22 protein-coding genes are annotated in these 25,364 nt (G+C 55.7%); 13 read left to right on the forward strand and 9 right to left on the reverse strand.

Features of this window, described 5'->3' with window-relative positions; translation table 11 throughout:
• Positions 1 to 118: 118 nt before the first annotated feature.
• From PKY88_10110 to PKY88_10145, 8 genes are all read left to right on the forward strand, one after another.
• A complete protein-coding gene (locus PKY88_10110) occupies positions 119 to 949 on the forward strand; it encodes a DUF3450 family protein (GenBank protein HOQ05553.1) in 831 nt (276 codons plus the stop codon).
• A 13-nt stretch (positions 950 to 962) separates the two neighbouring features.
• Positions 963 to 2,813: a MotA/TolQ/ExbB proton channel family protein gene (locus PKY88_10115; protein ID HOQ05554.1), complete on the forward strand. Its 1,851-nt coding sequence runs from the start codon at positions 963 to 965 to the stop codon at positions 2,811 to 2,813.
• A complete protein-coding gene (locus PKY88_10120; protein ID HOQ05555.1) occupies positions 2,810 to 3,487 on the forward strand; it encodes a MotA/TolQ/ExbB proton channel family protein in 678 nt (225 codons plus the stop codon). Before PKY88_10115 ends, PKY88_10120 begins: the two co-directional genes overlap by 4 nt.
• Complete coding sequence (locus tag PKY88_10125; protein HOQ05556.1) at positions 3,487 to 3,900, forward strand: biopolymer transporter ExbD; 414 nt, start codon at positions 3,487 to 3,489, stop codon at positions 3,898 to 3,900. Before PKY88_10120 ends, PKY88_10125 begins: the two co-directional genes overlap by 1 nt.
• 20 nt (positions 3,901 to 3,920) lie before the next feature.
• Positions 3,921 to 4,502: an energy transducer TonB gene (locus tag PKY88_10130; GenBank protein HOQ05557.1), complete on the forward strand. Its 582-nt coding sequence runs from the start codon at positions 3,921 to 3,923 to the stop codon at positions 4,500 to 4,502.
• Between the two features lie 84 nt (positions 4,503 to 4,586).
• Positions 4,587 to 5,990 carry a tetratricopeptide repeat protein gene (locus tag PKY88_10135; protein ID HOQ05558.1) on the forward strand — a complete coding sequence of 468 codons (1,404 nt, stop codon included), beginning with the start codon at positions 4,587 to 4,589 and terminating at the stop codon, positions 5,988 to 5,990.
• Between the two features lie 11 nt (positions 5,991 to 6,001).
• Positions 6,002 to 7,060, forward strand: coding sequence for a tetratricopeptide repeat protein (locus PKY88_10140; GenBank protein ID HOQ05559.1), 1,059 nt, complete (start codon positions 6,002 to 6,004; stop codon positions 7,058 to 7,060).
• A gap of 108 nt (positions 7,061 to 7,168) precedes the next feature.
• Positions 7,169 to 8,608, forward strand: coding sequence for a hypothetical protein (locus PKY88_10145; protein ID HOQ05560.1), 1,440 nt, complete (start codon positions 7,169 to 7,171; stop codon positions 8,606 to 8,608).
• 13 nt (positions 8,609 to 8,621) lie between these two features.
• Here the strand turns inward: PKY88_10145 and PKY88_10150 are convergent, their stop codons facing one another.
• Both PKY88_10150 and PKY88_10155 read right to left on the reverse strand, forming a co-directional pair.
• A complete protein-coding gene (locus PKY88_10150) occupies positions 8,622 to 9,656 on the reverse strand; it encodes an energy-coupling factor ABC transporter permease (protein HOQ05561.1) in 1,035 nt (344 codons plus the stop codon).
• Positions 9,657 to 9,860: 204 nt separating this feature from the next.
• Positions 9,861 to 11,105 carry a carbohydrate porin gene (locus PKY88_10155; protein ID HOQ05562.1) on the reverse strand — a complete coding sequence of 415 codons (1,245 nt, stop codon included), beginning with the start codon at positions 11,103 to 11,105 and terminating at the stop codon, positions 9,861 to 9,863.
• A 169-nt stretch (positions 11,106 to 11,274) separates the two neighbouring features.
• Here PKY88_10155 and nikR point away from each other — a divergent pair, with 169 nt between their 5' ends.
• Positions 11,275 to 11,688 (forward strand): nickel-responsive transcriptional regulator NikR, encoded by a 414-nt coding sequence (nikR, locus tag PKY88_10160; GenBank protein HOQ05563.1) that lies wholly within the window; start codon positions 11,275 to 11,277, stop codon positions 11,686 to 11,688.
• Positions 11,689 to 11,700: 12 nt separating this feature from the next.
• Here the strand turns inward: nikR and argS are convergent, their stop codons facing one another.
• From argS to argJ, 4 genes are all read right to left on the reverse strand, one after another.
• Entirely contained in the window at positions 11,701 to 13,467 is a 1,767-nt protein-coding gene (gene argS / locus PKY88_10165) for an arginine--tRNA ligase (GenBank protein HOQ05564.1), read from the reverse strand.
• Positions 13,464 to 13,898 (reverse strand): ribosome silencing factor, encoded by a 435-nt coding sequence (gene rsfS / locus PKY88_10170; GenBank protein ID HOQ05565.1) that lies wholly within the window; start codon positions 13,896 to 13,898, stop codon positions 13,464 to 13,466. The genes argS and rsfS overlap by 4 nt, the downstream gene beginning before the upstream one ends.
• Positions 13,899 to 14,001: 103 nt before the next feature.
• Positions 14,002 to 16,428: a sodium-translocating pyrophosphatase gene (locus PKY88_10175; protein HOQ05566.1), complete on the reverse strand. Its 2,427-nt coding sequence runs from the start codon at positions 16,426 to 16,428 to the stop codon at positions 14,002 to 14,004.
• Positions 16,429 to 16,573: 145 nt separating this feature from the next.
• Positions 16,574 to 17,776, reverse strand: a complete 1,203-nt coding sequence (gene argJ, locus PKY88_10180) for a bifunctional glutamate N-acetyltransferase/amino-acid acetyltransferase ArgJ (protein HOQ05567.1) — start codon at positions 17,774 to 17,776, stop codon at positions 16,574 to 16,576.
• A gap of 179 nt (positions 17,777 to 17,955) precedes the next feature.
• On the opposite strand from argJ, the gene PKY88_10185 reads away from it, so the two are divergent.
• The gene (locus tag PKY88_10185) at positions 17,956 to 18,774 is read left to right on the forward strand and encodes a sulfite exporter TauE/SafE family protein (protein ID HOQ05568.1); all 819 of its coding nucleotides are present in this window, start codon (positions 17,956 to 17,958) and stop codon (positions 18,772 to 18,774) included.
• Between the two features lie 292 nt (positions 18,775 to 19,066).
• On the opposite strand, the gene PKY88_10190 is transcribed toward PKY88_10185, so the two are convergent.
• Complete coding sequence (locus PKY88_10190; protein HOQ05569.1) at positions 19,067 to 19,408, reverse strand: carboxymuconolactone decarboxylase family protein; 342 nt, start codon at positions 19,406 to 19,408, stop codon at positions 19,067 to 19,069.
• A 37-nt stretch (positions 19,409 to 19,445) separates the two neighbouring features.
• Positions 19,446 to 20,297 (reverse strand): carbon-nitrogen hydrolase family protein, encoded by an 852-nt coding sequence (locus PKY88_10195; protein ID HOQ05570.1) that lies wholly within the window; start codon positions 20,295 to 20,297, stop codon positions 19,446 to 19,448.
• Positions 20,298 to 20,544: 247 nt separating this feature from the next.
• Between PKY88_10195 and PKY88_10200 the strand changes: the two genes are divergently transcribed.
• Entirely contained in the window at positions 20,545 to 21,018 is a 474-nt protein-coding gene (locus PKY88_10200) for a nucleoside deaminase (GenBank protein HOQ05571.1), read from the forward strand.
• A 656-nt stretch (positions 21,019 to 21,674) separates the two neighbouring features.
• On the forward strand, positions 21,675 to 22,295 hold the full coding sequence (gene nadD, locus PKY88_10205; GenBank protein HOQ05572.1) for a nicotinate (nicotinamide) nucleotide adenylyltransferase: 621 nt from the start codon (positions 21,675 to 21,677) through the stop codon (positions 22,293 to 22,295).
• Here the strand turns inward: nadD and ligA are convergent.
• Positions 22,277 to 24,289, reverse strand: coding sequence for an NAD-dependent DNA ligase LigA (ligA, locus tag PKY88_10210; GenBank protein ID HOQ05573.1), 2,013 nt, complete (start codon positions 24,287 to 24,289; stop codon positions 22,277 to 22,279). The two genes, nadD and ligA, sit on opposite strands and share 19 nt — an antisense overlap.
• 241 nt (positions 24,290 to 24,530) lie before the next feature.
• Here ligA and PKY88_10215 point away from each other — a divergent pair, with 241 nt between their 5' ends.
• Positions 24,531 to 25,178, forward strand: coding sequence for a hypothetical protein (locus tag PKY88_10215; protein ID HOQ05574.1), 648 nt, complete (start codon positions 24,531 to 24,533; stop codon positions 25,176 to 25,178).
• Positions 25,179 to 25,364 lie beyond the last annotated feature (186 nt).

A 25,364-nucleotide genomic window follows, 5' to 3' on the forward strand; every position in this document is an offset into this window, starting at 1 on the left:
CGCAAACTTACCGGAAGCAAACAGGATTTTAATAAATCCCTAACAGGTTAAGGGTAGAGTCCTCTTGTTCCGGGAGAGAAAAAGAAACCGAAAAACGATTCAGGAAGGATGTTCGTAAATGAACAGAAGTCTTTCAAAAAAAGCGGGTTGCGGAAGAAGGCACCCGGCGTTTCCCTCGTCCGGTATCCGTCAATGGCTGCTCGGACTGGCTGCCGTCGGCCTTTTTATCTCCGCGGCCCGTGGCTCGGAGACCGCTGAGACGCTCGAAACCATCCGCACTGCTACAGAAAAATGGGTGGAAACCCAGCGGATTCTGTCGAAAGAGAAGCGGGATTTTGCCTTGGCCAAGGAGCTCCTGGCCGAACGGATTGCCCTGCTGGAGCGGGAGATAGAAACGGTTGAAAATAAAATCCGTGAAGCGGATGCCAGCATTGCCGAAGCCGACCGCAAACGCGATGAAATGCTCGAGGAAAAAGAGCGGCTGCTGGATGCCACCTCTGTGCTGAAAAAACTCGTCAGCCGGATGGAAGAGCGGGTTTGCGCGTTGCTGGAACGTCTGCCCGAACCGCTTCGTCAGCATGTCAAGCCCCTCAGTCAGCGAATCACCGGAAAATCGGATTCGTCCCGACAGTTCCTGTCCGAGCGGTTCCAGAATGTGGTGGGCATTCTGAATGAAGTGGACAAGTTTCACAAGGAAATTACGACCGTCAGCGAAATTCGCACGCTCCCGGACGGCACTTCTCAGGAGGTTGCCGCTGTCTATGTCGGCATCAGCTGCGGGTATTTCAGCAATCCGGCCCAGACCGCAGGCGGTTTCGGATTCCCGGATGAGAACCAGTGGAACTGGGCTGTGAAACCGGAGATTGCCGGCTCTGTCAGCGATTTGATCGCTATATTGAAAAACGAGAAAACCGCTTCTTACGTTCTTCTGCCCTTAACCATTCAGTAAATAAGGAAACAGCATGATACGGTCTTTTCGAACAACCATTCTGCATAGAACTCTGGCCGCCATTCTCCTTGCGTTGGGTCTTGTTTCCGTCGGATACGGTCAGAGCCAGACGGCGGATGTGGATGCCTCCGTTCAGAAGATTCAGCAGAAACTGGATGACAGTCTGGCTGAACTGGCTGCCTTCCGGCAGCAGATGGCCGAGGAGCTGCTGCCTCTGAACCGGCGAATCAATGAACTGGAAAACCGGCTGCTCGAAGTCCGCCGGCAGTACCAGCAGACCTCCCGGCTGCTCGACGGGCGCACGCTGGACCTGAGCACCCTCCGCAATGAAATCAAGGCCCGTCAGGAGGAGGCGTCTTACCTGTCCGGCCTGCTGGGAGAATACATTCGCAATTTTGAATCCCGTCTTCATATTGCCGAACTTCAGCGGTATCGGGCGGTGCTCGAGGAGGCCAAGCTGGCGGCGGAAAACCGAACCCTCAGTCCGATGGAAGTCTATGAGGCGCAGGGCCGTCTGCTCCTGACGGCTCTCGACCGTCTGGAAGAAGCCCTCGGCGGGGCCCGTTTTGAAGGAGCCGCCGTAGATTCCACCGGTCTGGTGCAGAAAGGGACATTTGTTCTGCTGGGGCCGATTGCCCTGTTCCGTTCTCAGGACGGGCAGGTCGTAGGCACTGTTGAACAGCAGCTCGGTTCTCTCGAACCGACTGTTCTGCCGTTTGAAAATCCGCAGATTGCCCAGACCGCCGCCGAACTGATTGAAACATCTCAGGGGCTGTTTCCCCTGGATCCGACCCTCGGCAATGCCCGGAAAATCGAGCAGACTCGCGAAACCCTTCTGGAGCATATTCAGAAGGGCGGCCCGGTGATGATTCCGATTTTCGCCCTGGCAGGCGCTGCGTTTCTGGTGGCTCTGTTTAAGTGGTTCAGCATGCTCTGGATTCGAATGCCTTCCGCCAAAAAAATCAGCGCCTTTCTCAAGGCGGTTGCAAAAATGGATTCTGCCGAAGCGAAGGAAAAAGCCCGCGTTATCCGGGGTCCGATTGGGCAGATGCTTCGCGTCGGCGCAGAGCACATGAACGAGCCGCGGGAGCTCGTCGAGGAAATTTTGTATGAGAAAATCCTGGCGGTTCGTCTGAAACTGGAACGATTCCTTCCCTTCATTGCCGTCAGCGCCGCCTGTGCACCGCTGCTGGGGCTTCTCGGAACGGTGACCGGCATCATCAACACCTTCAAACTGATTACCGTGTTCGGCTCCGGAGACGTCAAAACCCTCTCCGGCGGCATTTCCGAAGCCCTGATTACCACTGAATTCGGTCTGATTGTGGCGATACCTTCGCTGCTGATTCATGCCTTCCTTTCCCGCAAATCCAAAGGGATTCTCAACCAGATGGAAAAGACGGCTTTTGCATTCCTCAACGAGCTGGCCAAAGCCGCCGCTCATGCCCCGTCGGTATCATCTGCTCCGGCCGCTGCCGAATCGGCCCGGAAAAAGACTGGATTGGAACCTTCTTTGCAAATTCCGCCGTTTGTCCAGGCGGAGCCTGAGACCAAAATTGCTGACATTCTCGTGCAGATTCTGGCCCTCGAAAACGGGGATTCTCTGGAGCGGATCTTTGTCGTGGACAAGGCGGGCAAATACCTGGGCTCCGTGCGGGTTCAGGAGCTGCTGGCTCGGCCTGTCAATACGCCTGTAGAGCATCTGCTTGACCGCAAGGAATCTTTTATTCGAATTGATGCGCATCCCCGACAAGTCCAGAAGGCCTTCGAGCAGTACAAAGACACGCATCTGCCGATTTTGGATCATCAGGACCGTTTGGTCGGCCAGATGAGCCGGAACGCATTGAGTCGTCAGGAGATCCAGTGAGCAAGCTGAATCTTCCCATTCAGTTTTCCGAGATATTTGGGCTTCTGCCTGAACCGGTGCAGAGGTTTCTGGGGGAGGCCTGGAGCATCTGGCTGTCCGGCGGGTGGGCAATGACGGCCATCGCCGCCGTGGGCATTGTGATGTTCGGGCTGGGGGTTCATCTGCGGCTCCGGTTTGCGGAAAAAGGATTTACCCGAATCCGCGAAAAAACCTGGCGCCAGTGGCTCGAACAGCCGAATCTTCGCCGAGGAACCGTTGGGCAAATTCTGAATGAGGTTAGCGGTTTTTCCACACTGAAAGACTGTGTGCTGTTCTTTGAAGAACTCAAAACCGCCGAGCTGGGGCCGTTTGAAAGAGACCTGCGGATGATGAAGATCTGCGTCGGATTAGCCCCCCTGCTCGGTCTGCTGGGAACCGTCACCGGCATGCTGGCTACGTTTTCGGCACTGGCGACCGGCAGCGGCGGAGAAAAAACCATGGCCATGGTTGCCGGCGGCATTTCCGAAGCCCTGATCACGACGGAAACCGGCCTGATTATTGCTTTGCCGGGTCTGTTTTTTCACTATCAGCTGGTTCGAAAACAGAACCGATACAAGGCCTTTCTGGCTCATTTGGAAACCGTCTGCACCCAGCATCTTTATAAACAAATCCTCCGGTCAAAGGGAGACAACTGATGGGACGTTTTCGTTCAATTGCATCCGATGACAATCAGGATGTCGGGATTGATATTTCCCCGCTGATGGACTGCGTGTTTATTCTGCTGATTTTCTTCATTGTGACGACGACGTTTGTGGAGGAGACTGGAATCGAGGTGGACAAGCCGCAGGCGGCCTCCTCTGTGCGTCTGGAGAAAAACAGCATCCTGATAGCCCTGACCGACAAGGGACAGGTGGTGTACGGGGGACGTGAGATCGGCTTTAGCGGCATCCAGCCCCTCGTGAAGCAGATGCTGCAGAAAGAGCAGGTGCCCGTCATTATTCAGGCCGATCAGGGGGCTCCCTCCGGTCAGCTGGTTCGGGTCATCGATGAGGCCAAACTGGCCGGGGCGGTCAAAGTGAGCGTAGCGTCTCGGCAAGGCAGCCCGTAGGACAGGTGGATAAGCGGCGTATGCGTGCACTGGTTCGCTGGTTCTGGAGACTGTTTCATCGTCTGGCGGTTCTGCTGGGCGGCATCGGGATGACCCTTCTGTTTTTCCTGATTTTGCCGCTGATGCAGACGCTGGCCAAGCCGCCCGCAGCGGACTTGATTCTGCGCTCTGTCGACACCGCCAGGCTGGATGCGCCTCCTCCGCCGCCGGAGGAAAAACCGCCGCAGGAGCCGGAGCCCGAAGACAAACCGCCGGAGCTGACCGAAGAGGCGCCGCCGCTGACGCTCGAACAGCTGACGCTGGCGCTGAATCCGACGCTCAGCGGGAGCTGGATGGAGGGAGATTTTGCTGTCTCCCTGCAGAATGTTGCGACGGAAACCAAAAACGCGGAGGCCCTTTTTTCCATAGCGGACCTCGACCAGAAGCCGCGTGTGATTTATCAGCCCAGCCCGCTGATGACCAAGGAGCTCCGGAAGAAAACGCCCGGAACGGTGTATATTATTTTTGTCGTCGATGAACAGGGACGGGTCGAAAATCCGACCGTGCAGTCCAGCACCGACCCGATTTTCGAAAAGCCGGCCCTGAATGCCGTCAAACAGTAGAAATTTGAACCCGGCCGGCGAAACGGTCAGCCGGTTAAGTTTCGTATGCGGGTACCGATTACGTTTCCGAAAGGATAAAAAGACATGGTTCGTGCGATTCGTTGTTCTGCGATTCTGGCTCTGATGGTGAGTGTATCTCCGTTTTGCGGATTCCTGTGCCGGGCGGAGGAACCGGCCCAGCCGCTGCCGGAGTCTTTTTTGTCCTTCTGGAATCAGCCGGCTTTCCAGCAGCGTCTGGCAGAAAGCTATCTGGCGGAGACGGATGTTGAACCCCGTCTGACTGCCGAAGAACGCGAACGGCTTCTGAAAATTCTGAGTCTGATTTCGTCGGATAAGATGAATGATGCGGCTTCCGCTCTTCAAAAAGAGCTGGCCCGAAACGCCGCCGCCAGCGCTGTCTTTGATTTTACGCTGGCCAACATTTATTTTCAGCAGGAGAAACTGAATGAGGCGGCTGCCGCCTACCGTCAGGCTGTGCAGAAGTTTCCGAAATTCCGGCGGGCCTGGCGCAATTTGGGTCTGATCTGCATCCGGAACAGCGATTTTGCCGGTGCCGCCGCCGCGTTCACCAAAGTGATTGAGCTGGGCGGTTCCGATGCCGTCACGTACGGTCTGCTCGGGTTCGCTTATGCTTCGCTGGATGACCATCTGGCGGCCGAATCGTCCTATCGAATGGCGGTTCTTCTGGACCCGGCTACAATGGACTGGAAAATGGGGCTGGCACGAAGTCTGTTCCGGCAGGAGCGGTATCCGGAAGCCGCCGCCCTCTGTGAATCGCTGCTTCGGCAGATGCCGGACCGGGCGGATTTGTGGCTCCTTCTGGCCAATGCCTGCCTCGGAATGAACAAACCGCTCAAAGCCGCCGAGATTTTTGAGTGGCTGGACACCCTGGGCCGTTCGACCGCCGAAAGTCTGCTGCTGCTTGGCGATATTTACATCAATGAGGAACTGTATGAATCCGCTGTCAGGGCCTACACACGGGCCCTCGAGCAGAAACTGTCTGTGCCCGCCGAACGGCTCCTTCGGGCCTCCAGAGCCCTGATGGCCCGCGGAGCGCTGGCGGAAAGCCGGCAGCTGCTGGAGCGGATGCAGCAGTCCTTTGAAGGACAGTTCACCGATTCTCTGAAGGTGGAAATGCTCAAGCTCCAGGCCCGCATTGCTGTGGCCGAAGGCGCCGGCAGTGAAGAGCAGATTCGCCTGCTGGAGGAAATTATTGCAATTGACCCTCTGGACGGCGAGGCCCTCATCCTGCTCGGACAGCACTGGGGAAAAATGCAGAATATGGAAAAGGCGGTCTTTTACTTCGAGCGGGCGGCGGCTATCGAGAAATACGAAGCCCAGGCCCGAATCCGCCATGCCCAGCTGCTGGTTCAGCAGGGCAAGTATGAAGAAGCCCTTCCGCTGCTTCGCCGTGCTCAGCAGATTGACCCGCGCGATAACGTGCGCGAATACCTCGAGCAGGTGGAACGGGCCGCCAAAACCCGCTGATTGCCGACCCGATGAATCGTATCCGGTTCTGTGGAATTCTGCTTGCCGTCGAATGGCTCTTGGGAGCCGGCCTGTGCGCTTGGGCCCAGAGCGCTGCGGACAATCCGGAGACGGCCGTACTCATTCAGCAGGCCCAATCGGGAGATGCCGCGGCTCAGTATCTGCTCGGTTTTCTGTATGCGGAAGGCCGTCAGCTCCCGCAGGATTGGTCCCGGGCCGCTTATTGGTATCGGGCGGCGGCTCTTGCCGGGGATGCCGATGCTCAAATGGCTCTGGCGGCTCTGTACGAAGAAGGCAGGGGGGTGCCGTCCAATCCCGACAAAGCCCTGTTCTGGTATCGTCAGGCGGCTCTGTCGGCCAACGGCTGGGCGCAGCTGTTTCTCAGTCTCCGGCTGGCGGACACCCAGCCCGTTTTCTCCTATCTGTGGGCCTTGCTGGCTGAGCTGAACGGCGTCGATGCTTCCGAGCAGAAAAAGAATCTGCTGGCTAAGAAAGAACAGGACCTGCTTGTCGATGCACAAGTCCGTCTGGGTGAACTTGTCCGCCGGCATCCGTATCTGACGGAGCGCATTTCAGGGCAGGTCCGATATATCTCAGAAGAAGAGGGGTTTTCTGTCTTGTTTCCTTCGCCTCCCGTTCAGCACCGGCTTGAGCATGACCCGAACAGTTATACCGTTTACTTCCAGGCCGCTGCGGCGGACGGCCGTACTGTCTATCATCTGACTGTCCGGCAGTTTTTGTCTGATTTGGCCGACAGTCCCTCTTTTCGGCAGAGCTTTGTTCAGGATTATCTGGCTGCTCGGGCCCGTATTTCTTCTGACGGCCGGCTTCTCCGCCAGACCACACTCTATTTCGGGCACTCGGCCGTTCTGTTCAAACATACCGCCCAGGCCGCCGAAGGCCGAAGCATTCACCAGGGCCTTCTCGTTTTTGCCGGAAGGACCTTTCTCGTCCTGACCTGCATTTTTCCGGAAACGGCTTCGACTCCGGATTTCCAGTCCTTTGTCCACTCTCTTGATTTTCCGCAAATCGGCTGCGGCCCGCTCCTTGGAGAACAGCCGAACCTTTGACCATCTGTTCGGTGTCAGACACGACTCTTTATGAAAATTTAACTTAACCGCCCCGGCCTGCTCGCCGATGGCTTGCTCCGGAAACAATCTTTTTCAGGAGCACAAAATATGGCGGACATCACTGGATTCAGTCGCAAGGCGGAAACCGGCACAAATCGGTTCAGCGGGATGCTGATAGGAGTGTTCTTATCGGTCTTTGCCGCCGGCTGCAGCGGTTCATTTGAAAAGGGATGGAGTGCGTATCAACGGAAGGATTATGATGCGGCGGCGGAGATTTGGAGTCAATCCGCCCAATCCGGTGACCCGAGGTCTCAATTTTATCTGGGTCTAATGTACGAAGAGGGGCTCGGGGTTGAGCAGGATTCCCAAAAGGCCGCCTATTGGTATGGGTTGTCTGCTGAACAGGGGTTTTCTCCTGCACAAAACAATCTCGGCCTCTGCTACTGGAACGGACAGGGGGTCGATCGGAATCCTGACCGCGCGGCGGAACTGTTTGCCGCGGCTGCCGAAAAGGGTCACCCTTGGGCCCTGCAGAATTACGGTCTGCTGTCTTTGCGGGGAGAAGGAACGGCTCAGGACCCCGTTCGGGCCTTCGGGCTGGTTCGCAGGGCGGCACTGGATGGACATCCGCAGGCCCAGTACACGCTGGGTCTGATGTATCGGGAAGGGCTGGGCACCAAACAGGATGTACGGAAGGCCGCCAAATGGATGAAACAGGCCGCCAATCAGGGCTATGCGCCGGCTCAGAATATGCTCGGGCTTCTGTATGAGGACGGACAAGGAGTCATTCAATCCTATCCGCGGGCGGCCTATTGGTATGAACAGGCGCATAAACGCAATCTGTCCGCCGCGGCCAACAATCTGGCCCGAATGTATCTAAAAGGCCGCGGTGTCAAACCGGATTCGCAGAAAGCCCTCGAACTGCTCCGCCCGCTGGCTGAAGCCGGAATTCCTCAGGCCCAGGCCGGACTGGGAATCCTGTATCTGGAGCAGGAATCTCCGGACTATGCCCAGGCGCTTTCGTGGCTGCAGCCTGCCGCTCAGGAGGGCATTTCCGCCGCCTGTCATGCGCTGGGGCTGATGTATGCCAATGGTCAGGGGGTCCCGCAGGATTATGAGCAGGCCGAAAAATGGTATCGAACCGCTGCCGAAAAAGGATTTGCTCCTTCGCAAAATAATCTGGCCCTGATGTATTATCAGGGGTTGGGGGTTGACCAGGATTATCAGCAGGCGGCTGAATGGTTTCGAAAAGCCGCTCAGCAGAATGCCGCGCCTGCCCAATACGCCCTCGGGTGGCTGTATTACAGGGGCTGGGGAGTTGAACAGAATCTCACTGAAGCAGTCGAATGGTTTCGTCGTGCCGCCGAAAACGGATTTCCCCGGGCACAGGCCGCCTTGGGCAAAATGTACCTGAAAGGGCAGGCCGTACCGAAAAATTCATCCGAAGCCCAAAAGTGGCTTCAGGAGGCCCAGCGGTCGGCGTCCGCGCAAAAGGAGCCCGACACCCGCGCGGGTGCCTGGGCCTATGCGAAGGCCGAGTCGAGATGATGCGGCGCTGGATTTACGAGGTCCGGATGTCCGCCTTGCGATGAGCCGCTTTGATTGCTGCGGCAATCCCCGCGGTCAGCACCAGCGTCAGAAGACCGCCTACAATGCCGGATACGCTTGTGCCGACATCGACGGCAGGCCAGCGAGCGTCCTCGGATTCTTCCGGATGAGCGGTCTTAAAGCCGTAATCCGGCAAAATCGCCGTCTTTTCCTGAAGTTGAGCCAGCGAAGAATGAATGCCTTTTTCCGGTGATTTGAGTTCTTCTTTGCCCGATACCCGTGCCGTTGACCATTCCAGTCCGTCCGGATAGGTGGAGGCAAACCAGCTGGCCGCTCCGCCCAGCACAACGGCCGCCGTCAAAAACACCAAAGCCGTTCTGCGAATGGAGGAACCGGGCAGGGCGGTTTGCGGGGAAAGGATGATTTGCGGTTTGTTTTGCAGGACAAACAAGACGACCGCCGCCGTGGCAAGCCCTTCTACGATGCCGATTGCCAAATGAATCGGTTGCATCGCCAGTACAAACAGCCCAAAGGGCAGTTCAGTGATGCCGGACAAAACCGTTTCTATCACGACGGAAAAAGCCCCCAGCTGAAGTCCGGCGATTGCCGCGAGCATCGCCCCCCAAAAGACTCGCCTTCCTGTCGGGTTCTTTCCGACAATCGGCTGGTAAATCAGCGGATAGGCAATAAAACAGGTCCAAAAACCCAGATTAAAGATGTTGCATCCGAGGGCCAGCAGTCCGCCGTCGGCAAAAAACAAGGCCTGGATGACCAAAATCGAAGCCATCGTCACGAATCCCGCCCAGGGGCCCAGCAGAACAGCCAGCAGCAGCCCGCCGCCCAAATGCCCGCTGGAACCGGTTCCGGGAATCGTAAAATTAATCATCTGAGCCGCAAACACAAATGCCCCGGCTACCCCCATCAGCGGGATTTTGCTTTCCTGAAACTCCGTCCGTATTTTTCTGCAGGAATAGCCCAGCAGGCCGGCGCTGACGGCCCACATTGTTCCGCCGACCGCCGGCGACAGCAAAGCATCCGCCATATGCATAAAAACCCCTTTTTAGAAAAATGCCGTTCTTGCTTTTATAAAGCCATGCCTACCAAATCCGTTTGCGTCTTACGAGGTCATTTCTGCCTTCCTTAGAAGGTCATTTCCGTCTTAGTTAGAAGGCCAATTCCCACTTTAGTTAGAATGTCATTCCCGCTTTAGTTAGAAGGTCATTCCCGCGCAGGCGGGAATCCAGTTTTTCTCTTAAAACGTAATCACCGTCCGCAGGCCTGCCACGACCGCGTCTTTTGATTCACCCATCCCGCCTGGGTTGGCCACATACTGAATGGACGGCGTAATCGTCATCCACCCGGCCGCCTTCCAGGCGTAGTATGCCTCCAGCACACTTTCAAAATCTTCCGTAAACGGGCTGCTGCTGTGCTCGCTTAAAACCCCGTGCGCATAGCCGACCCCAAGCACATCCGCATCACGTCCCTCCAAAAGTCCTTCATACTGGATGCCGCCGCTGTAAAAATGGCTGACGGCGTTCGACCGCCCATTCGCATAGCCGTAGCGGAAAAAGGTTCCAAGCCCCTGGCTGTCGTCCGGGTTGCTGTTTTCTTTGCAAAGCATCTGGTCAAAGCTCAGATAAAAGCCCGTGTCATCGCGATAGAAACGGGTTTCATCCAGAGCGGCCTTCGGCTGCGGGTCATACCATACGCCGATGCGATACGCTCCCGGCAGGGCCCCATTGGCCGAATTCAAGGCAGGTGTCAGTCCCGTCTCGGCCATATACACAAAGTAGTCCTCCTGATGAAAGGCGGTATTCAGGCCTGTTTCCCGCTTGTCCGCCTGTGCATCCGCCGCCCCGAAGGAGATATACCACAGCTCAGAAGGCGCCCACAGCACGATTGCCCCAATCCCGTAATCCGGAAACGGAATCGTCGGGTTGTTCACGAGGGCCGAATTGAGGAACTGCGTGTTTTCATCGTTGGCGTATCGGCTGCAGTCAAACGACACCGGACAGCCCCGGCATTCAAACCCGCCGGTCATGTCAATTTTCCCAAACCGCACCTGAAGTGTATCGTCCCACAGATTCTGCTGATACCACAGCTCAATCAGGTTGAACGCTTCACGCGGGGCAAAATCCCCATTGACGCCGAACAGCGACTGAACGGAGGTGGCGTCGATGTCCTGCCGGGGCCAAGTGCCTTCCGCATGCAGATACAGCGTGCCGCCTTTCAGACCGGCCAGTCGCTCCATATCCGTATCCAGTTCGAGGTTATAACTGCCCGACCAGCGGCCTTGATGCCGGTGCGTGCTGATTCCTCCGCGGGCATTCTGCTGGTAAATGCTTGTCAGACTCAGCCCGAGCTGAATCCCCGACGGCTCCCAGCGTTCGTTCAGCCCTGCAAAGCCGTCCGTCAGCGACTCCCGCTGCCAAAAACTTTCGGATGGTTCAGCGAGAGTTGCCGGAATAATCAGCAGAATAAATCCAATGAATCTCATAAACAGGTTCCGCATGAACCCTCCTTTCTTGATAAGCAAAAAAGTTTAGATAAACCGTATGAAATACGGCGCATAAAAATATAGAATTTGTGCTACTGTGTCAAATAAAAATTTCTTTTTTTTCCGGATGGAATACAATCGGCCGAAAACGCCTTTGGAGAGCTGGGATATGGGCAAAATTGAACGCGTGGGAATCTCGCTGGAGCAGGAATTGCTCGCCAAGTTCGACGCCCTGATTGAAAAACAGGGCTATCCAAACCGTTCTGAAGCCGTCCGAGATTTGATTCGGGCACGGCTGGAGCAGGAGTATCTGGCTGACCCCTCAGCGGATGCCGTGGCGGCGATTCTCTTAATTTATGATCATCATCTGACCGGCCTGACTGCCAAACTTACCCATCTTCAGCACAGCCACCTTCTCCATATTATCACAACGACCCACGTGCATCTGGACCATCACAATTGTCTGGAGGTCATTATCCTCAAAGGGAAAGTAAAGGAAATCCAGTCACTGGCCGACCGAATGACCAGCTTGAAGGGGGTCAAGTTAAGCCGTGTGAATATTATGTCCGCGGCGGGGGCCTAACAGAGCCGCCGGCTACATCTGTTCCGGAGTTTCTATCCCCAAAAGGTCCTGCATTCCGTGGCGAATGACCCGTGCGGTCAGTTCACAGAGTAGCAGGCGGCTCGGACGCACATCCGCCGGAGCCCCCAGCACCGGACAGGCGTTGTAAAATCGGCTGAATGACTGCGACAGGTCGTACAGGTAGGCCGTCAGCAGATTCGGCCGGTACGAGGCTGCCGCCGATTCAATCGCCTGCTCATAGCTGATGAGTTTCTTGGCCAGTTCGATTTCCGCCGCATCCGACAGGACAACCCGCTCGATTCCTGCCAGTTCCCGCTCCACATCTACTTCTTTGCCCGCCGCCTTGCGCTCGATCGAGCGGATGCGGGCGTAGGCATACTGCATATACGGGGCTGTGTTGCCGTCCATCGCCAGCATCTTGTCAAAGCTGAACACGTAGTCCGTATCGCGGTTGTTGGCGTAGTCGGCGTATTTGACCGCCCCGATTCCCACCGCCCGCGCGATGGCCGCCTTTTGTTCGGCGGGCAGAGAAGGGTTTTTCTCCTCCACCACCGCCCGCGCCTTTTCCACGGCCTCTTCGAGCAGGTCCTTCAGTTTGACCGTGCCGCCTTCGCGTGTCTTAAACGGCCGCCCATCCGGCCCGAGCATCGTGCCGAATGTCACGTGCACCAGTTCCACCCGGCTGTCCGTCCAGCCCGCCGAACGGGCCGTCTCAAACAGCATTTGAAAATGGAGTGTCTGCCGGGCGTCCGTCACATAGACAATCCTGTCCGCTCCGAGCTGAGCAATGCGAAACCGCAGTGCCGCCAAATCCGTGGTCGCATACAGATACGCTCCGTCGGATTTCTGAATTATAAACGGCAGGGGGGCGCCGTTCTTGCCGGCAAATCCCTTCGGAAACACGCACACTGCCCCCTCCGAATTGACCGCCAGCCCTTTCTGCCGCAGCTCCTTGACCACCTCCGGCAGCATCGCCGCATAAAAACTTTCTCCCCGCTCATCCTCCCGCTTCAGTGTTATATTCAACAGGGCATAAATCGGCTGATAGTGTCGGCGCGACTGCTCCACAATATGCTGCCAGAGCCGGATGGTTTGGGGGTCGTGATTGTGCAGTTTGACCACCTCTGCCCGAGCCGTCTTTTCAAACTCCGGGTCCTGTTCGCTTCGCTGCTTGGCGTTTTGGTAGAAGACCTCCAAATCCGCAATTGCCGCCGAAGAGGGATTCTCCAGAACCTGCGGATACTCGGCTTTCAGATATGCCGTCAGCATTCCGAACTGTGTTCCCCAGTCGCCGATATGATTCTGGCGGATAACGCGATGTCCTTCAAAGTCGTGAACGCGGGCGATCCAGTCGCCGATGATGGTGCTTCGCAGATGGCCGACGTGCATTTCCTTGGCGATGTTCGGCCCGGAGTAGTCCACCACGATGGTTTTTGGTTTTTCCGCCGGCTCCATTCCAAGTCGAACCGGGTCGGCAAACATTCCCAGCAGCCGCTGCTCCAGCAGAGAAGGGTTCAGCCGCAGATTGATAAATCCCGGCCCGGCAATCTCGACAGTTTCGCACAGGTCATCTATCTGCAGAAGCCGGACGACCTGGTCGGCTAACTGTCTCGGATTCGTTTTGAGGTGCTTGGCGGCGGCCATCACCCCGTTGGCCTGGTAATCCCCGAAGGCCGGGTTCTTTGAGGGGCTCACCAGCGCGGGCGCCTCGTTCAGCCCGCTTGCCTGCCGCAGGGCCTGCGAAATCCGCTCCTCCAGAATCGTCAGCAGATTCCTCATCGCCTGTCCGGCTCCTCCAGCTCCAGCCGCTGGGCATCCCCCCAGAGCATCTCCAGGTTGTAATATGCCCGCGTTTCCGCGTTGAACAGGTGCACCACGACATCTACAAAATCCAGCAGAATCCACCGCCCCTGTTCATAGCCGGCCCGCCCGAACCGCGGATAATTGAACCGCTCTCCCGCATCCGAAATCTCATCGGCCACGCTGCGGGCCTGCCGGTCGCTGGTGCTGGTGGCAATCACGAAATAATTCGTCGCCGGACTGATGGTCCGCAGGTCCAGAATCACAATATCGCTGCAGTGACGGTCCCGCGCAATCGCCGCCGCCGCCATCGCAAACTGTCTGTCGGGTGCAATAGGCTCCTTTTTGGTTTTTCGCCTGGCCGGTGTTTTCTCGGCCGATTTCTTTTTGGTCGTTTTTTTTGCTGCCAAAGCGGATTCCTCGTGAGTTTTTGCTCCATTCAAAAAACAGGGGCGACCATCAGGCCGCCCCTGCAGGATACGTTCGTGGAAAGGATTCGTCAAGGATGCCGCGTTAATTTCCAATCCCGAAGGTCCGGCTGAACCATTCTCCAATCATCGGCGAGAACCGGACTACCACGCCGCTGAACACCACACTGGCCATCGTCATCAGCTTAATCAGAATGTTCAGACTCGGGCCCGAGGTGTCCTTGAACGGGTCGCCGACCGTGTCGCCGATGACCGCGGCCCCGTGAACGGGGTTCTTGCTGCCGTCCGGAAGCTTCTTGCCGCCGTAGGCGCCTTTTTCAATGTACTTCTTGGCGTTGTCCCAGGCACCGCCGGCATTGTTCAGCGTAATCGCCAAAACAAACCCTGTGGACAAACCGCCTGCCAGAAGTCCCATCACGCCCGGTACTCCCAGCAGCAGCCCTGTCACAACCGGCACAATAATCGCCATTAGGGAAGGAACCATCATTTCCTTCTGCGCACCGGCGGTCGAAATCGATACACAGCGGGCATAATCCGGCTTATCTGTGCCCTTCATTATGCCCGGTTTTTCCTTGAACTGCCGGCGGACTTCATTGACCATCGCGCCCGCCGCACGGCCGACCGCTTTCATCGTCATCGCACAGAAGACAAACGCCATCATTCCGCCGATGAACAGACCGCAAATCAGCTTCGGATTCATAATCGTCAAATCATAGGCACGAACAAAATCCAGCACTGAGGCGACTTTCACCGACTCCGTCGTAAAAACAGTCTCGCCCACTTTGAAAATGCCGCCGTTGGCCATAGACAATTTCTTAATCCAGATGCGGATTTCCTCAATGTAGGCCGCCAGCAGGGCCATAGCCGTCAGGGCCGCCGAGCCGATGGCAAATCCCTTGCCCGTGGCCGCTGTTGTATTGCCCAAAGCGTCCAGAGCATCCGTGCGCTTCCGCACTTCCTCTCCCAGACCGCTCATTTCGGCATTGCCGCCCGCATTGTCTGCAATCGGACCATAAGCGTCTGTTGCCAGTGTAATTCCAAGTGTGGACAGCATTCCGACCGCGGCAAACCCGATTCCGTACAGTCCCATTGAGAAATTGGTAAACCCGCCGGCACTGGCAAACGCCAGAATAATTCCGATAACAATCGTGACCACACACCAGCCCGTTGAGAACATTCCTACGGCAAATCCGTCAATAATCACCGTGGCCGGTCCCATGGGGGCCTGTCCGGCGATTCCTTTGGTGGGCTTATATTCATCCGATGTATAGTATTCTGTAACCTGTCCGATAATCACGCCCGCAATCAGCCCCGCCACAACCGAGCCGAAAATGCCCCACGTAATCATTCCGAGCCAGGCCATAATAACCAGGGCAATCAGAATCAGCGCTGAGCTGCTTCCGGTTCCCAACAGCAGGGCCCGCAGCAGGTTCTTCTGCGAAGCTCCTTCTTTGCACCGCACCATAAAGATGCCGACGATGGACAGCACAATGCCGATGCCCGCTACAATCAGCGGAGCCAGCACGGCCATCAGCTGGGAAACGCCCTTGATCTGCAGGGCCGCCGCCGGCAGGGCGGCGCCCAGGGCCGCCGTTGCCAGAATCGAACCGCAGTAGCTTTCGTACAGGTCGGCCCCCATGCCCGCCACGTCGCCGACGTTGTCGCCGACATTGTCGGCAATCGTCGCCGGGTTCCGCGGGTCATCCTCCGGAATGCCCGCCTCGACCTTGCCCACCAGGTCGGCTCCCACGTCTGCCGCCTTGGTGTAAATACCGCCGCCCACACGGGCGAACAGCGCCTGGGTCGAAGCACCCATGCCGAACGTAATCATCGTCGTGGTGATTTCAATCAGCTTCTGGCTCGGGTCCATTCCCGGGTGTACCAGATAGAAGTTGCCGAACAGCTTGAGTCCTTCCTTCATATGGGCGGCTGTATAGACCAGCTTGTCCAGAATCAGATACCACAGCGTGATATCCAGCAGACCGAAGCCGACCACCACCAGACCCATCACGGCACCGCTGCGGAAAGCCACCTGAAGACCGCGGTTTAAGCTTTCCACGGCTCCCTGAGCTGTCCGGGACGAGGCGTTGGTTGCCGTTTTCATTCCCAGAAAGCCGCACAAACCGCTGAAGAAGCCGCCCGTCAGAAAGGCCACGGGAACAAACGGGTTCTGAATGCCGTAATAAGACAGCACTCCAAAGATAAGAAACAGCACGACAAACACAACGGCCACAACTTTATATTGTCGTTTCAGATAAGCATAGGCGCCCTCCTGAACGTATGTGGCGATTTCAATCATTCTTTGGTTGCCGGCCGGTGCTGCCATTACCTTCTTGTAAAAATAGACGGCAAAGACCAGCGCCAGAATCGCGCAAACCAAAGCGCCCAAAGGAGCAAACCACTCCAAACCTGCCCCTGCGGCAGGTGCACCTTCCGCGGCCCAAACCGGTGCTGAGGTGAGCATCAGCATCAGGGCCGCCCCGACTGTCCAGAATGTACTTTGTGTTTTCACCTGTTCATCCTTTCCAGAATCTGTATCATAATTGTATGAAAATTGTAAACAGTGTATCGGTTTTTGAGGGTTTTTCAACCCCCAAATTCGAGGTTTCCCGGTCCGTTTTCTTTCGCTTGGATTTCAAAAGATTTCGGACTATCTTTTACGTGTGGTAATCCGCATTAATCGTTATGTATTCACGACTTAAATCGCATCCCATGCAGAAATCGCTGTAGATGCCTGCGCCCAGATATACCGTGATAGTATGTTCTTTCTGGGCGATAATCCGCGAGACCTTTTTGGGATCGAATCGTGCGGGTTGACCGTTTCGAAATACAGTAATTTGCCCAATTTTACAAGTTAATTTTTCCGGATTTAACCGAACACCGCTGGACCCGACGGCACAGATGATCCGTCCCCAGTTTGGGTCTGCTCCGTGCACCGCACATTTGACCAAATCATAGTTGGCGACTGCACGGGCGGCCTGACGGGCTTCAGCTGCCGAAGCTGCTCCCTCAATAACGACTGTAAACATTCGGGTCGCCCCCTCCGCATCCAGGGCCATCTGCCGGGCCAGGTCCAGGCACAGCTCCGTCAGTGCGGTTTCGAATCGGCGATAGGCTCCGTCCTGTTTCTGAATCATCCGATTGCCCGCCAGACCGGAGGCCAGAATCATCGCCGTATCGTTGGTGCTCTGGTGCCCGTCCACCGTCAGCCGGTTCAGCGATTGGTCCACGGCTGTGCGGAGCGCTTTCTGCAGAAGCGGTTTGCGAATAGCCGCATCCGTCGTCAGAATGCAAAGCGTCGTAGCCATATTCGGTCCAATCATTCCGGCCCCTTTGACGGTTCCGGCCAGCGTCACGGTTTTTCCGTTAAGGTTGACGGTTCGAACGGCGTTTTTGACTTTTGTGTCTGTTGTCAGAATGGCCCTGGCAAAATTCATTCCGGCCCCGACCCCGTTACCCAGGCGGTCGGCGGCTTTCCGAATCCCCTCGCAGACGGTTTGAATCGGCAGGGGATGTCCAATGATGCCCGTGGAGGCAATCAGAACCTGTTCCGGGTGAATGTGCAAATGTTCAGCACTGGTTTGACACATCTTTTCGGCGTCGGCAATCCCTTTTTGCCCTGTGCAGGCGTTGGCGTTGCCGCTGTTGATGACCGCCGCAAAAGTTCGGGCACTTCGAGCGTGTTCCCGACAAACCGTTACCGCCGCCGACACAATTTTGTTCGTGGTAAAGACGGCCGCCGCTGCTGCACCGGCCGGACAGTACAGCAGGGCCAGGTCCGGCCTGCCGCTGGCCTTAATGCCGCAATGCAGCCCGGCAGCCAGAAACCCTTTTGGGGCCGTAATCGTTTTGTTTGCCATTGTTCTGTCCTTTTTGCAGATTTTAAAATAATTGCTTTTTCCCAATTATTATAATTATCTTGACGGGAAAGTGAATGAATGTCTACCTTAAATTGTTCCTGGTTTTCTTCTTTTGAGATCCTTGCTCGGATAGAAAGTCCTTATCACAGCAGTCTGGGGTAACGGGACGGGACAGATTTATGGTACAGTATCTTTGGCTTATTCCGCTTGGATGGTGTCTGGGAACGTTGGGCACCCTGATAGGGGCGGGCGGCGGTTTTATTTTGGTGCCCGTTCTGCTTCTGCTCTATCCCCATGCGGCCGCGGAAACCCTTACCAGCATCTCGCTGGCTGTTGTTTTTTTCAATGCTTTATCGGGTTCTTGGGCGTATGGACGGATGAGATGTATCGACTACAAATCCGGTTTGTGGTTTGCTGCTTCTGCGGTGCCGGGCGCGATTCTCGGCGCATTGACTACGGATTATATTCCGCGACGGCCTTTTAACGGGATTTTTGGTTCCTTGATGCTCATTTTTGCAGTCTATTTGTTATTCTGTCGAATTCGTGAAGAAAAACCTGCCGCGGACAGCTCCGGGAAATCTCCAAAGGATAATCCAATTCCGCAGAAGAACTCCGGTCCAGCGGTTTCCTATAACCTTCAATATGGAATGGGATTAAGTTTGGTGGTCGGGTATCTTTCAAGCCTGCTGGGCATAGGCGGCGGGATCATTCATGTGCCGATTTTGGTCCGGTTTTTGAAATTTCCTGTCCATGTAGCTGTGGCAACTTCTCATTTTATTCTGGCTGTCACGGCTTTCACAGGGACGATGGTGCATATTGCGGCGGGTTCTTTTGCACAAGGAGGTGTCCGCCGAACCTTATGTCTGGCGGTAGGAGCCCTGATTGGAGCACAGTTCGGAGCGGCAATGGCTCCTCGGGTGCGGGGGGTATGGATTATTCGCGGTTTGGCGATTGCCCTTTTTTTTGTCGGGATTCGTCTGCTGGGAATGGTATTTTAATTTTCCTTTCCGGGCGGTCAGTTTTTCTTGGATAAGGAAACTCGTTTCAAAGGTTGGATGTCTGGCGGGAGACGCCTCTGTGGGGAGAAAAATCCGCATGGTAGAACTGCTCTCATGGGGCCGCTCACTCAGAGAATATAAGTTGTTTCCGAGTCGTTCCTTTCCGGAGCGATTACCGGCCTCTGCCTGCTGACAGACGCCGATGGAAGTCAAAAGTCGCGGCAGACGAATTCCCCGCGTGCTTGCACTCGGCAAACCCATTGACAATATAGGAAAGCAATTGGATCCACAGTTATTTTTTAAAGACATCCTCTATTACATCCAGGGCAAATCGGGCGGCTACGGTCCCCGGACCGCCTGACATCTCAATCCCAACCTCTATGGCCTCCAGAACCTGTTCCTGAGTATGCCCTGCCTTGGCAGCCTGCTCGATATGCCACTGCATGCAGGACTCACAGTTTATGGATACGGAGATCCCTACAGCAATCAGTTCTTTGATTCCTTTGGGTAAATGACCGTCCGTATAGGTTGCCTGCTCCATTTCTATAAATTTTTCATATACTTTTGATTTCATCGAAATCAATTTTGTGTGTGAAGCCTTGCGTTTCTGACTCAACTCTTCGAGTTTCTTCATGGATTCTCCTTTTTTGTGTTGGCAGATGGCGAGTGGATTACAGAATCGTTCTTTCCTTCGATCGCCGGTCTTCCAGGGATTCAGGTCCGTTGGTCAAAATTCCCTCGATAGCCAGGTTTCGGAAGGGCCCGGACGGGTCATAAAAGGTTTGGTTCAGGTCCACAAGATTCAGAATCAGCCCTTCCTGATGTTCCGGACACTGAGCGATGATTCGACCGTCCGGCTGGATAAAGCAGGACGGATATGGACAATACCAGCCGCAGGAGTTGGACATGCTCACCCAAAAGCCGTTGTCTGCCGCATTCGCCTGCATTGTCTGCCGCATAATCTCCGAATGAATGCTCGGTCCCTGCTGGCGGGCATTATAAAAGGATTGAAAAACCACCTTGACCCCTTCCTTATATAACGCCCGGTACAGCTCCGGAAACCGAAGGTCAAAACAAATTAGCAAAGAACATTTTATCCCGTGAATGTTAAAATAGACAAAATGGTTGCCGGGTGTGTAGTGCTTCAAATCCCATTCCGTGCAGAAACGCTTATCATATCGGTCTGCAATTTTCCCTTCCGGGCTGATTAAGTAGAGACTGTTATGTGGTTTATTGGGGGCAGTCAGCCGATGGCTTGAGCCCAGCACCACCCAAAGTTTTAACTTGCCAGCCAGCGCCAGAAGGTCCAGCATCTTGCTTTTCAGCAGGTCCCAGTCAAAGTTTTCAAAAGACTCAAAGTCCACACTCGCATAGCCGCTGAGGGCACATTCCGAAAAGTGAGCGATGTCAGCTTTTTCCCGGGCGGCTGCTTCCATCAGCGAGGCAATATGGGCGGCATTGGCGGCAATATCCGCACAAACCGGAAACTGACAGGTGGCAATCCGCAGCTGACCTGAATTCATCGTTTCTCGCCCGGACAATTCCGAATAAAAAGTGCTTGCGTTGGACTCCGAAATCCTCAAAACTGGCTGACTGACTGGAAATACCCTATCATTCAGCAGGATGAAATCAAGGAAAAACCGTTCTGGAGTCGGTCCGACGGCTGGAAAGGATAAGTCAATGGAAACCGGATTTTCTGTAGTGCTTCCTCCTTGGATGCAGGGTTTTCTGCGTTCCGGAAAGGGCCCTTTTTCCTCTCCCGAGGAGAAAATGAGATGGGTGATAGATCTGTCCCGGCTGAATGTCGAATACAAAACCGGAGGGCCGTTTGCTGCGGCGGTTTTTGAACAAAACAGCGGTCGATTGGTTGCCGCCGGTGTCAATCTTGTGCTCGTTTCAGGTCTGAGCATTGCCCATGCAGAAATCACAGCTATTTCTCTGGCTCAAAAAACCCTCTCCGAGCATCGGCTGTCTTCTCGTTCCGGCGGATGGTATGAATTGTATTCTTCCTGTCAGCCCTGCGCGATGTGTTTAGGGGCAATCCCTTGGTCAGGCATATCCGTTCTAATCTGTGCCGCCCGCGAGGAGGATGCACGACAGGCCGGCTTTGATGAAGGACACAAACCTTCAGATTGGTGTGCAGGTCTGGAGAAGAGGGGAATCCGGGTTCATTTGGATCTGCTTCGGCAGGAGGCCGCTGCGGTGATTCAACAGTATGCCGCCGAAGGGGGAATATTGTATTAGTTCTTTATTGACAAGAACTTATAAAACATTCTGTTCGGAGATGCTTCCGTTTGATTTTTGGGCAATTTGTCCGAAAAACAAAAGAGGGTATTGCAGTTTCTGCAAAACCCTCTTTGTGCGCCACAGTGTTGTGGATGTTATTTTTTCTTCTTGGCGACTTTCTTCTTGGCTGTTTTCTTGGCGGTTTTTTTCTTTGCGGCTTTCTTTGCCATTCTTCAGTCACCTCCTTTCGGATTGGTCTGTACTTTTCTCTTTTCTTTGCTCTCTCAGCTTTGACAAAGAGCATTTCATCGATGATGATTATACAGAATTATCGACAAAAAGTTCAATCTTCCTTCATTTTTTTTTACCATCGCCTCTGCAGCGGCTCTTGAACACGGAAGAAAACGGCTTGAAGTGATGGAAGAAACTGTATTGCAGCCGGGGTACTCGCCGAGAATCATATTTTCTAAAATGCATCAAAACCCTTGTTTTGACGCAAAAGAAAAAAGGGTTTCAAAAAAAGTCCTTTCCTTTTTTTTGGGGTCTTCTCCCATTCAGTCCTTCCGTAAGAACAGAAAATCTATCTAAGAAAAAAATTCTGTTTTTGAAAAAATTTTCTTGCAGTATGATGTCACAGCGGCAGGTTTCCACAGGTCGTTGTGAGTTTTGAAGCGATGCAAAACAAAATTATACTCTTCGGCGGCACCTTTGACCCGGTCCACAGCGGCCATCTGCAGGTCGCCGATGCCGCCTGCCGTCATCTGAATGCCGAGCAGGTGATTTTCATCCCCGCCCGCCGCTCCCCTCATAAATCCGAACCGCCGGCCGCCTCCGAAGAGGACCGCCTGAACATGCTCCGACTAGCCCTGGAAGGATGGAAAGACTTTCAGGTGAGCGACTATGAATACCACCGGCCTGTACCGAGTTTTACTGTAGATACCGTCGAGGAATTCCGTCGCCGTCTGCCTTCTGCTTCGCTGATTTGGCTGGTTGGGGCCGATGCCGTCAAAGATCTGCCTCGCTGGCATCAGATTGACCGACTGATGACCCTCTGCACCCTGGCCGTAATGTACCGGGCGGGCTATCCGAAACCCGATTTTACCCCCTGCAAGCCCTATTTTTCCGCCGAACAAATCCGCCGGCTCCAGGAGCATATCGTCCCTGTCCCTCTCCTGGACATCAGCGCCACCGAAATCCGCCGCCGTCTGGCCGGCGGGCAGGATGTCGAAGGGCTGCTGCCGGCGTCCGTGCTGGAATATATCCGCTCCCGCGGCCTCTACGGCTGCCGGCGCTGACCAATCCGCCGCAAAAACTCCTCCTCGTCAATCACCTCCACACCCAGCTGCCGCGCCTTGTCCAGTTTGCTGCCCGCATTGTCCCCCGCCACCACAAACGAGGTCTTTTTGCTGACCGAAGACGACGGCTTGCCCCCGTGTGCCTGAATGGTCTGCTCAATCTGCTGACGGGTGAAATGCCTGAGGGTGCCGGTTACCACAATCGTCTTGCCTGCCAGCGCATCGGACTGTTTGACCTGTTCAACCGTCGGACAGACCCCCGCCGCCAGCAGCTCCCGAAGGACCCGGACATTCTCCGGATTGTGGAAATAGTCATAAACGCTCTGCGCCACGACCGGCCCGATCTGTTCAATCTGCTCCAGCCGCTCCACCGAGGCCTCCATCAGTGCCTCCAGCGAGCCGAACTCGTTGGCCAGAATCTGCGCCGACTGGGTGCCGATATTCCGAATCCCCAGCCCCGCAATCAGCCGCCACAGCGGACGGCGCTTGCTTTCCTCGATGCTGGCCAGCACATTCGAAGCGCTCTTGGCCGCCATCCGCTCCAGCGACGCCAGCTGGTCCAGCCGAAGCCGATAGATATCCGCATAGGTTTTCACCAGCCCCCGGCTGACCAGCTGGTCAATCAGCGCCGGCCCCAGATGCTCGATATCCATCTGCCCCTTGCCCGCAAAATGCTCCAGCCGCTCCCGTATCTGGGCCGGACAGTGCGGGTTGACGCACCGGATATAGACCCCGTTTTCGTCTTTCTTCACCGGCTGATTGCACGCCGGACACGTTTTGGGCACCTCAAACGGCCGGCTCTCAAAGAGATTCCGCTGCTGGTGTTTGACCGCCACAACCTGCGGGATAATCTCGCCGGCCTTTTCAATCACCACCGTATCGCCGCACCGCACGTCGAGTTTGGCCAGCAGGTCAAAATTGTGCAGACTGGCCCGCTTGACCGTCGTGCCCGCCAGCGGCACCGGCCGCAGATTCGCCACCGGCGTCAGAATCCCGCTCTTGCCCACCTGCACATCAATCGATTCCACCACCGTCTCCGCCTGTTCCGGAGCAAACTTATACGAAATGCACCATCGCGGCGCTCGCCCTGTATAGCCCAAAATCTCCTGCTGGTCATACCGGTTGACTTTAATCACCATTCCGTCAATCGGGTAGGGCAGCCGTTCCTTCTTTCCCGCCCAGCCCTGACAAACCTCAATCACCTCCTCTATCGTCCGGCAGTGCCGAATGTGCTCATTGACCGGAATGCCGAAATCCCGCAGCTTCAGCATGGCTTCATAGTGCGTCGAAGCCAGCGGGCGGCTCACCTGTCCCAGCGAATACGCAAAAAACGCCAGCTTCCGCGTCGCCGTAATCCGGGCATCGAGCAGTTTCAGCGACCCGGCCGCCGCATTCCGCGGATTGGCAAAGGTCGGCTCGCCCGCCTCCATCCGCTCTTCGTTGAGCTCCGCAAAGGCCTTTTTGGACATATACACCTCCCCCCGGACCTCCAGCACCTCCGGCGCCGCTTCCTTATTTTTCAGCTCCAGCGGAATCGCCCGAATCGTCCGCACATTGGCCGTCACATCGTCTCCCGTCCGCCCGTCGCCTCGTGTGGCCGCCTGCCGGAGAATCCCTCCCTCATACCGCAAACTGATTGCCAGCCCGTCAATTTTCAGCTCCACCGTATAGGAGTACTCCGCCCCCTCGAGCCCCTTGGCCACCCGCCGGTCAAACTCTCGCAGTTCCTCCTCGCTGTATGTATTGTCGATACTGAGCATCGGGATTGCGTGCTGCACCGGCGCAAACCCTTCCACCGGCCGTTCCGAAACCCGCTGGGTCGGCGAGGTCGGCACAATCAATTCCGGATGTTCTGCCTCCAGTCGCTTCAGTTCGGAAAATAATTTGTCATATTCACGGTCGGATATCTCCGGTTGATTCAATACATAATATAAGTAGTCGTGCCGGCGAATCTCCTCCCGCAGCTCTTCAATCCGCTTTTTCACATCTTTCATAGGCAGTCTCACCCGTAAAAAGTCCCCGCAACATCCTATAAATTACCCGCTCAAGCCCGAAATCTCCAATCGGAATCCGCCTTTTCTTTTTGAATTGATGCCCCTGCCCCCCTGATTACCTGTCTCCTTGTATTCCTGCATTCCTGTATTCCTGCATTCCTGTTTTTCCCGCTTAAGCCGGCCCGATGAATCGCCGATGACCTTATAGGTAAATTGTGGAAGGTTTTGCAGGAGAACTCGCTTGGCACAACGTCGAAATCAGCGTGCGCTGGCCGTCATTCGAGCCCTTCGCTCCCGCCAGCGCCGACTCAATCAGCAGATAGAAATCCTCTGTCAGGATATGGTGGCCGCCCACGGTCAATTCGCCCGGAAACTTGCCCGGCTGACCTTCGTGGCCGGATTTTATGAAACGCTTCTGGGCTGCGGCACGCTTGAAACCCTGCTCGACAAGGCCGCCCAGTCCATCTGCTCGCGCATTCCCGATGCGGGGGTGGCCGTGTTTCTGCTTGAAAAAGGTGGGTTCGATATCCATATTGCGGCCGCTCCGCAGGGGGCTCCCGCCGTCGGACGCGACGAGCTGCAGCAGTGGTTTACCGCTGATACGGCCGCCGCTGTTGCGCTGGCGGGCCGCGTCTGTTCGGCCAATCGGCTTCTGTCGCTGGGGATGCAGGCCCCGCCCGGCGTGCTGAAACTGGTTTCGCTGTCGGCGGTGCCGCTGGGGGTGCTGGGCTGTGCCGTCGGGTTTGTGCTGGTTTGGCGGTCGGCCGAAAATCCCATCCGGCCTGAGCAGATGGAAACCCTTGCGGCCGCCGCGGCCGGACTCCGCGCCGCCGTGTTGGCACACCGCAGCGCCGCCGCCGACCTCAAACCCAAATGCCTCCCCTGCTGAAGGAGGAAAAACTTCCTTCTTGTTAAACTCTCTGCAAAATTAATGCAGAAGAATAGATTTGCTTGCAAGATTCTTTTCGAAGTCCTCTTCGCTGTTATATTCGCAGACTGCCTCGTCAGATATAACAACCAGCCGACCGTCATTCTGAGGAATGCAGATTAGGCAAATTCCGCCCCCGGAATCCCA

It is taken from the genome of Anaerohalosphaeraceae bacterium (assembly GCA_035378985.1).
Taxonomy (GTDB): domain Bacteria; phylum Planctomycetota; class Phycisphaerae; order Sedimentisphaerales; family Anaerohalosphaeraceae; genus JAHDQI01.